Origin of the sequence: Microcystis sp. LE19-84.1B, from assembly GCF_027531875.1 — a bacterium.
Lineage (GTDB): Bacteria > Cyanobacteriota > Cyanobacteriia > Cyanobacteriales > Microcystaceae > Microcystis > Microcystis panniformis.
Window position 1 is genome coordinate 1 of sequence record NZ_JAPZSR010000331.1, and the last position, 6898, is coordinate 6898.

The 6898-nt window shown below is 47.5% G+C and carries 5 protein-coding genes; 1 reads left to right on the forward strand and 4 read right to left on the reverse strand.

The window, feature by feature from the left end; genetic code table 11:
* Positions 1-551: 551 nt before the first annotated feature.
* The 4 genes from O9324_RS18705 to O9324_RS18720 all read right to left on the reverse strand — a co-directional run bounded on the left by O9324_RS18705 (position 552) and on the right by O9324_RS18720 (position 5838).
* Complete coding sequence (locus O9324_RS18705) at positions 552-3392, reverse strand: tetratricopeptide repeat protein (RefSeq protein WP_288140990.1); 2841 nt, start codon at positions 3390-3392, stop codon at positions 552-554.
* Between the two features lie 39 nt (positions 3393-3431).
* On the reverse strand, positions 3432-4040 hold the full coding sequence (locus O9324_RS18710; protein WP_002763038.1) for a COP23 domain-containing protein: 609 nt from the start codon (positions 4038-4040) through the stop codon (positions 3432-3434).
* 59 nt (positions 4041-4099) lie between these two features.
* Positions 4100-5200 (reverse strand): S1C family serine protease, encoded by a 1101-nt coding sequence (locus O9324_RS18715; protein ID WP_288140991.1) that lies wholly within the window; start codon positions 5198-5200, stop codon positions 4100-4102.
* Positions 5201-5343: 143 nt separating this feature from the next.
* Positions 5344-5838 carry a tetratricopeptide repeat protein gene (locus tag O9324_RS18720; RefSeq protein ID WP_288140992.1) on the reverse strand — a complete coding sequence of 165 codons (495 nt, stop codon included), beginning with the start codon at positions 5836-5838 and terminating at the stop codon, positions 5344-5346.
* Between the two features lie 178 nt (positions 5839-6016).
* Between O9324_RS18720 and O9324_RS18725 the strand changes: the two genes are divergently transcribed.
* Positions 6017-6574, forward strand: a complete 558-nt coding sequence (locus O9324_RS18725) for a Uma2 family endonuclease (RefSeq protein ID WP_004163670.1) — start codon at positions 6017-6019, stop codon at positions 6572-6574.
* The last annotated feature ends 324 nt before the right edge of the window (positions 6575-6898 follow it).

A 6898-nucleotide genomic window follows, 5' to 3' on the forward strand; every position in this document is an offset into this window, starting at 1 on the left:
AAACCCAACAATACACCCAAGGAAACCCAACAAAAAGATTCAGACGGATTTAGGTGTTGGGTGTTGGGTTTCGCTTTTCCTGAGAATTGAGAGGTTTTCCTTAACATATTTATTCGCTCAACCCAACCTACGAAACTGTAGGTTGGGTTGAGGCACGAAACCCAACCATAAACCCAAGGAAACTAAAGTAGGTTGGGTTGACGTAAGGAAACCCAACTATAGACCCAAGGCAACCCAACAAAAAGATTCAGACAGATTTAGGTTTTGGGTGTTGGGTTTCGCTTTTCCTGGGAATTGAGAGGTTTTCTTTAACATATTTATTCGCTCAACCCAACCTACGAAACTGTAGGTTGGGTTGAGGCACGAAACCCAACAATAGACCCAAGGAAACTAAAGTAGGTTGGGTTGAGGCACGAAACCCAACAATACACCCAAGGAAACCGAACAAAAAGATTCAGACAGATTTAGGTGTTGGCTGTTGGGTTTCGCTTTTCCTGAGAATTGAGAGGTTTTCTTTAACATATTTATTCGCTCAACCCAACCTACGAAACTCACCCCCCTAATTGTTGTAAAATCTGCATCACCTTTTCATAAGCAGCCATATTATTCTGTTGGAGGAATAATATAGCTGCTTGTTGTAGATCAATTTTTACTTTTTCGGGTTGTCCTAATATGGCATATAAACCACCACGACCTAAGTAAGCTTGAGCCAAATTAGGATTAATTTCAATAGCTTTGTTGTAGTCAGAGAGGGCTAATTCGTATTTTTTTTGCCCAAAGTAAAGAACCCCCCGATTGACGTAAGCCTCAGCTAAATTAGGATTAATGTCAATAGCTTTGCTGTAGTCAGAGAGGGCTAAATCGTATTTCTGCAAGTCTTTGTAAAGAAGCCCCCGATTGTTGTAAGCCTCAGCATAATTAGGATTAAGTTCAATGGCTTTGTTGATGTCAGAGAGGGCTAATTCGTATTTCTGCAAGTCATAGTAAATATTCCCCCGATTGTAGTAAGCCTCAGCATAATTAGGATTAATGTCAATGGCTTTGTTGATGTCAGAGAGGGCTAATTCGTATTTCTGCTGGTTATAGTAAACACCCCCCCGATTGTAGTAAAGTATAGCAAAATTAGGATTAATTTCAATGGCTTTGTCGTAGTCAGCTAAAGCTAAATCGTATTTCTGCAAGTCATAGTAAAGATTCCCACGATTGTTATAAGCATTAGCATGATTAGGATTAAGTTTAATAGCTTTGTTGTAGTCATCTAATGCTAATTCGTATTTTTGTTGATCTCTGTAAAGAATCCCTCGATTGACATACCAAGCAGCACGGGGAGCGAGATCAATTGCCTGAGTAATCGCCGCTAATCCCTCATCATAGCGTTTTAATTCACTTAATACTGCCCATTTCTCATTATAGTAATTGGGGTTATTGGGAACCAGAGAAATCGCCTGATTAATCACCGTTAATGCTTGCTCATAATTTTCTCTGGCTTCTCTTTCTGTACCTGCAATTTTTGAGAAGTCACCTAAAAAGCGATAAACTACACTTTGCCGTTGTAAAATACTACTGTGAAAGTTCTTTAAATCTTCCCGTTTAGGTAAAGTGTTAATCGCTTGTTGCAAAGCTTCTATAGCTGGTTGATGTTCGCGTAATTCAAATAACGCTAATCCCTTCCCATACCAAGCTAAATAGACATTATCGGGGTCATTTTGCTTAATCGCTTCATCAAAGGCTTTAATTGCTTCCTGATCCCTTGCTAACCGCCATAATTGTCCCCCCCTTTGTATCCAAATATCCGCCTTCGCATTGGTATTAGGGACAATAACACCAGTAATCGCTTGAATAATTTCTTGTTGTTGTTGCGGACTAACTTGGGGTTGAGCAGTGGTTAATAATTGCGGTTTTACCTTCAATCTTTCTTGCAATCCGATAAAAGTGCTAATAGGAATCCCTAAACTATACCCTAACTGAATTTCCGTTACCCCTGCTCCTTCTGAACGTCCATGAATCCCTATTACTCTCCCCTGAGAGTCTAAGACTGCACCGCCACTCATGCCCCCAAATGTGATGCTGGTATAAACTAATTCATAGCCTTCGGTTAAAGAAGCAACACTTTGTAATGTTCCCCCTTGTTTATTCCTTAAAGGACTTTGGCGGGTTTGTAGTAATCCCCGTTCTTTCTCGTCAATTGTACCGCCACTAAACAACCATTTCGAGGGATTTTGTCCAATTTTGGCGAAGCCTGCGGCAAAAACAAAATCATCGGTATTTGGGTTATAATTCGCTATTTCCGCAACGGGATAATTGTCCTGGCTTTCAAACTGAAAGACTGCTAAATCTACCCCTTCCTGCCGAATAATGGTGCTTTTCTCGATGTTTCGAGTTTTGCCGTCGCTGGTGACGACGGTGTAGGTGTTATCGGGACAAGGTTTACTTGCAGCATCTTGACTTTCTTCTTTGTTCTCACATAATACATGGTCTGCGGTTAAAACCGTGTAAATATTGCCTTTTTTAGCAATAATTACGCCACTTCCATTGGCTGTACTGCTACTATCAATCCGGACGGTGAAACCCTTCGCTTTCGCTTCTAATTTGGCGATATAACCAGTATAGACGGTGGTTTCTATATCGGGGTTCACCTGCGGTAGGGGTAGGTTATAGGCGCTGAGGATTTCGGGCCGGATGTAGGTTAATAGGGTATGAAGGGAAATGCCCCAGTTAACCGCTCTCATCTGTTGGATTTCCGCGTCTGTGGGTTTTGTACCGTCCTCGTAGATGTAGTTAGAGAGAATCGGATGGGCCGATCGCCCGTTAATACCGATTAACTCATCCTCGAAAAAGATACCACCGCCGCTCATTCCCTGCACGATATCGCCACTATAACCGACGCTGTAGCCCTCCCGGAGGGGTCGATCGCTTGTTTGTTCAATTTTCCCGTTATCGGTGGTGTACTGCCCCGTTTCTGCGGAATAACCGGTTACGGTGATATCTAGTTCCGCATCCGGGGAAATGGCGCGAATTTTAGCGATCGGATAATCCCGGGTATCGCTAAACTCCACCAGGGCCAGATCCTTATCTTTTAAAAGGGAATTCGGCGCGATCGAGGCTGTGCGGGTTTGGCCGTCGTGGGTTTGGATCTGTAGGGTGGTCGCGCCACGGGTAACGTGAGCGTTGGTCAAAACGAGATATATACTGCCTTTTTTCCCGATAATGATTCCCGATCCCCGATTTATCTCGCTAGTAATCTTAACAGTGACTTGACGGATCGATCGCTCGATCTGCGCGTCTGGGCTGTCTTCCGCCACGATCGCCGGAGCAGAGAAAGGGGATAGCGCTTTAACCGGTACGACGGGCAGAAGTAGGAGGCTTAGGAGTAGGGGAAAGGGTTTCAACATGGTTATTATGGGGAAATTCGGGGTAAAACAGCGAAAATTCTAGCGGGTGGGAACGCAATTATTTTGCGGGCCAGCAGATCTCGTACCACAGGGTGCGTCGCGATCGGCGAGTGGAGCTTTGGCGAAAAACTCCGTCATCGAGATATAGGTTTTATCTCCGGAATTCTGGAGGAGCATATCCGAGCTTTTCCCCTCTAGGATGTCCATGAGTTGTTGCAAGACTAAATCTGGATTGTCGTGGGGTTTAAGGGTAAAAAGTTGGCTATTACCATCGCAGGGATCGCCGGATCGTGAAACGCTGCAGATGATCGGGTATCCCTTCGCCCGGCCGGTGGTGAGATAGTTAAAACGCCCTTGATTATATGCTTCCTGGAATTTTTTCGTGACTTCCTCGCAACGAACCGGGGAACGTTTGGAGAAATATTCCGATTTCCAGCCGATAATCCGCACATTGCCGCTCCTTTGGGGAATCCAAGCCAGGGTAGCGGGGATTTTTCCTCCCGATGCGCGATCGAACACCTCTTTACAGAAGAAGGTGACGCCATTCGGGGTGGTCGATTGGCTGAAACCGGGGGCGATACCACCGAGGAGGACAGTGGCGAGGAGGCCGACGCAAGCGAGACGGTGGGAAATATATCTAGAGTTCATAGGGATAGTTCCTCAGAAAATAGGGATTAGAATCGTGATTAGGGTCAAAATGGGATTATTTAAGGGTTAGCGGCGGCGTTGAGGGTGTAGCGACCCGATTCACCCCCTTCGCGAGAGGTAGCCACTAGGATATAAACTCCATCGGCGGGTAATTCGGTTACAAGTCGAGCGTTAAAATCCCCGGGGGCGCGATCAACACGCTGGTCACTACGGGCGACCTGTGGGTATTTTGTCCCCTCGGAAGATTGGAGAACGCGATAGAGGACAAGATAGGGAGCGATCTCGTTGCTGTTCATATCCAGAACGATTTTCTGTCCGGCACGACCCTCGAACCCGTAATATTGCTCGTTTTGGTCTTTGGTCAAGTTGCCTTGAACGGTCTGACCGTTAAGAGGGAGGGCGAGTAACTGTATCCGATCGTCCTGTCCTAATGTTGAGACGGTGGAGACATCGCCTGTTTTAACTGCGGTGAGGAAAGCTTGCAGGCGATCGAGGGAAACGGCGAAATTAATGCCGCTCTGGGTACGGCCGATCGGGTTTCCCGCACCGTCGTAAACGTAACTCCCGATATCCCCTGCGACGTTAACCCCCACCACTTCCCCCCGTGAATTCAAAAGCGGCCCGCCGGAATTGCCTTTGTTGATATTAGCGTTGTGTTGCACAATGCCTTTTTCGGGGTCGAGACGGCTGATAATGCCCTGGGTGAGGGTGTTTTGATAGTCCTCGTTTAAGGGTGTGCCGATGACGAAAACGCTTTCGCCGACTTTGGCGGAGTTCGGACGGGCGAGGGGAAGATAGGGCAGGTTTTGGCGGTTATAAATCCGCAGGACGGCTAAATCCACGCCATTTTTAGCGAAGCCGATCACGTCTGCCGAGGCCTGCTGTCCGTTGGAAAATTTCACCGTCACCACCCGGGGGCCGTCCGCAACAACGTGGGCGTTGGTAATGATGATACCGTCGGGACTGACGAGAAAGCCGCTACCGTGGCCGCTGCCATTTTTGACGGTGACGACGGCGGGGCTGGCTTTCTGATAGACTCTAGAAGCGGTTTGCTCCTGGGCGAGGATGGGTGGAATGTTTTCCATCAGGAAGCCTCCGGGTTGAACGAGTAGGCCAGTGGTGGCCAGTAGCACCGATAGGGTGAAAGTAATTGGTTTCATCGGGTTGGCTCCTCTTTAGTCGAGGGATACTTGCAAGGATGTTATCGTTGGTTTTTTTCCAATTATGCGATCAAGTTTTAAGTCCTCAGGTTGCTTTTTTCACAAAAGTTTAGAGGGGGAGAGCGATCGCTCTCCCTTGCAACTTACGCACCTATCTGCCGTAGTGCTTCTATGGCGCTGTTGTACATTTCTGTGTTTCCCTGCTGGCGAAATAATTCGGCGGCCGTTGTTAGATCGGCGATCGCATTTTGTCTCTGGTTAAATGCGAGATGGACGTATCCGCGGAAATGGTAAGCGTAGGCAGCGCGGGGGTTTAGTCGGATCGCGGTGTTCAGGTCTTGAAACGCCGGTCGCCATTGTTCGCGAATCGTGTAAATCATGCCCCGACCGAGGTAAGCTTCGGCATAGTCCGGATCGAGTTCGATCGCTCTGGTGAATTGAGCGAGGGCGAGATCATATTTTTCCTGTTGGATGTAGTTAATTCCCCGGTTAAAGTGGGCGATCGCTTCTTTGTAGTTCGCTTGAGCGATCCGGGTTTCGGCTGGTTGTCGGCTTTCTAGGGCCATAACGGGGTGAACAGTGGCGAGGGTGGAGAGGCCGATTAGGCTGACGGTGGTGAGAAGGGCAAAGGATTTCATGGGTAGTTCCTCGGTGAGGGTGATTTGAGCTTCTACCTAATTCATCGGTTGCTTTTTTGAGAATATGCAGGATAGGGCGATCAATTTTTTTTCCTTTCGGGTACAAAAGGAAAAAGCGCGGCAATCGGCATCGCTTTGTTATCATTTAGTGAAAAATACTTGTTTTTTTTGATGCAATATGGTAAGCAAATCCCCGACGATTACTGATGCGGAATTAATTCGCCTCAGTTGTCAGAACCCGGAATTACGCTTTGAACGCAATGCAGATGGAACCTTAGTCACTATGGCACCGATCGGAAGTATTTCAGCGAATCGAGAACTGAAAGCCGGCGCTCGCCTGCTCTACTGGGTCGAACAGAACGGGTTAGGAGAGGTATTTAGTTCTAGCGGCGGTTTTAAACTGGCCAATAGCGCGGTACGCTCTCCCGATGTGGCTTTCGTGGCGAGAGAACGTTTACCGTCCGGTTGGCAGGAAAGGGAGGATGAATTTCTCGATCTCGCGCCGGATTTCGTGATCGAGATCCGTTCTAAAACCGATAGTTTATCCAAGTTAAAGCGGAAAATGGAGGAGTATCGGGAGAACGGGGTGAAGTTAGGATGGTTGATCGATCGCCACAATAAACAGGCTTTCGTCTACCGTCAGGACGGGACGATTACCTGTTATCCCGCCAACGCGATTTTAAGCGGGGAGGATGTGGTTCCGGGGTTCACTTTGGCACTGGAAATCTTGCTGTAAGATCGATCGCTTTTTTCGGGGTGAGATTCAAAATCGATCGAGTATCTAGGGTTTGCGGCAAAAAGTTTGTTGGTGGGGGCAGGGTGTGACCCCCCCAACCCCCCCGACATCGGGGGGGCAGGGGGGGTGTGGGGTGTTGGGTTTCTACCGTAGGTTGGGTTGAGGCACGAAACCCAACAATAAACCCAAGGAAACCCAACAAAAAGATTCAGACAGATTTAGGTGTTGGGTGTTGGGTTTCGCTTTTCCTGAGAATTGAGAGGTTTTCCTTAACATATTTATTCGCTCAACCCAACCTACGGACTCTACAGTAGTCAGGAAACC

Excerpts from the sequence above, each read along its gene's own strand:
- O9324_RS18705 (WP_288140990.1), bottom strand. The coding sequence starts at position 3,392 with ATGTTGAAACCCTTTCCCCTACTCCTAAGCCTCCTACTTCTGCCCGTC.
- O9324_RS18710 (WP_002763038.1), bottom strand. The coding sequence starts at position 4,040 with ATGAACTCTAGATATATTTCCCACCGTCTCGCTTGCGTCGGCCTCCTC.
- O9324_RS18715 (WP_288140991.1), bottom strand. The coding sequence starts at position 5,200 with ATGAAACCAATTACTTTCACCCTATCGGTGCTACTGGCCACCACTGGC.
- O9324_RS18720 (WP_288140992.1), bottom strand. The coding sequence starts at position 5,838 with ATGAAATCCTTTGCCCTTCTCACCACCGTCAGCCTAATCGGCCTCTCC.
- O9324_RS18725 (WP_004163670.1), top strand. The coding sequence starts at position 6,017 with ATGGTAAGCAAATCCCCGACGATTACTGATGCGGAATTAATTCGCCTC.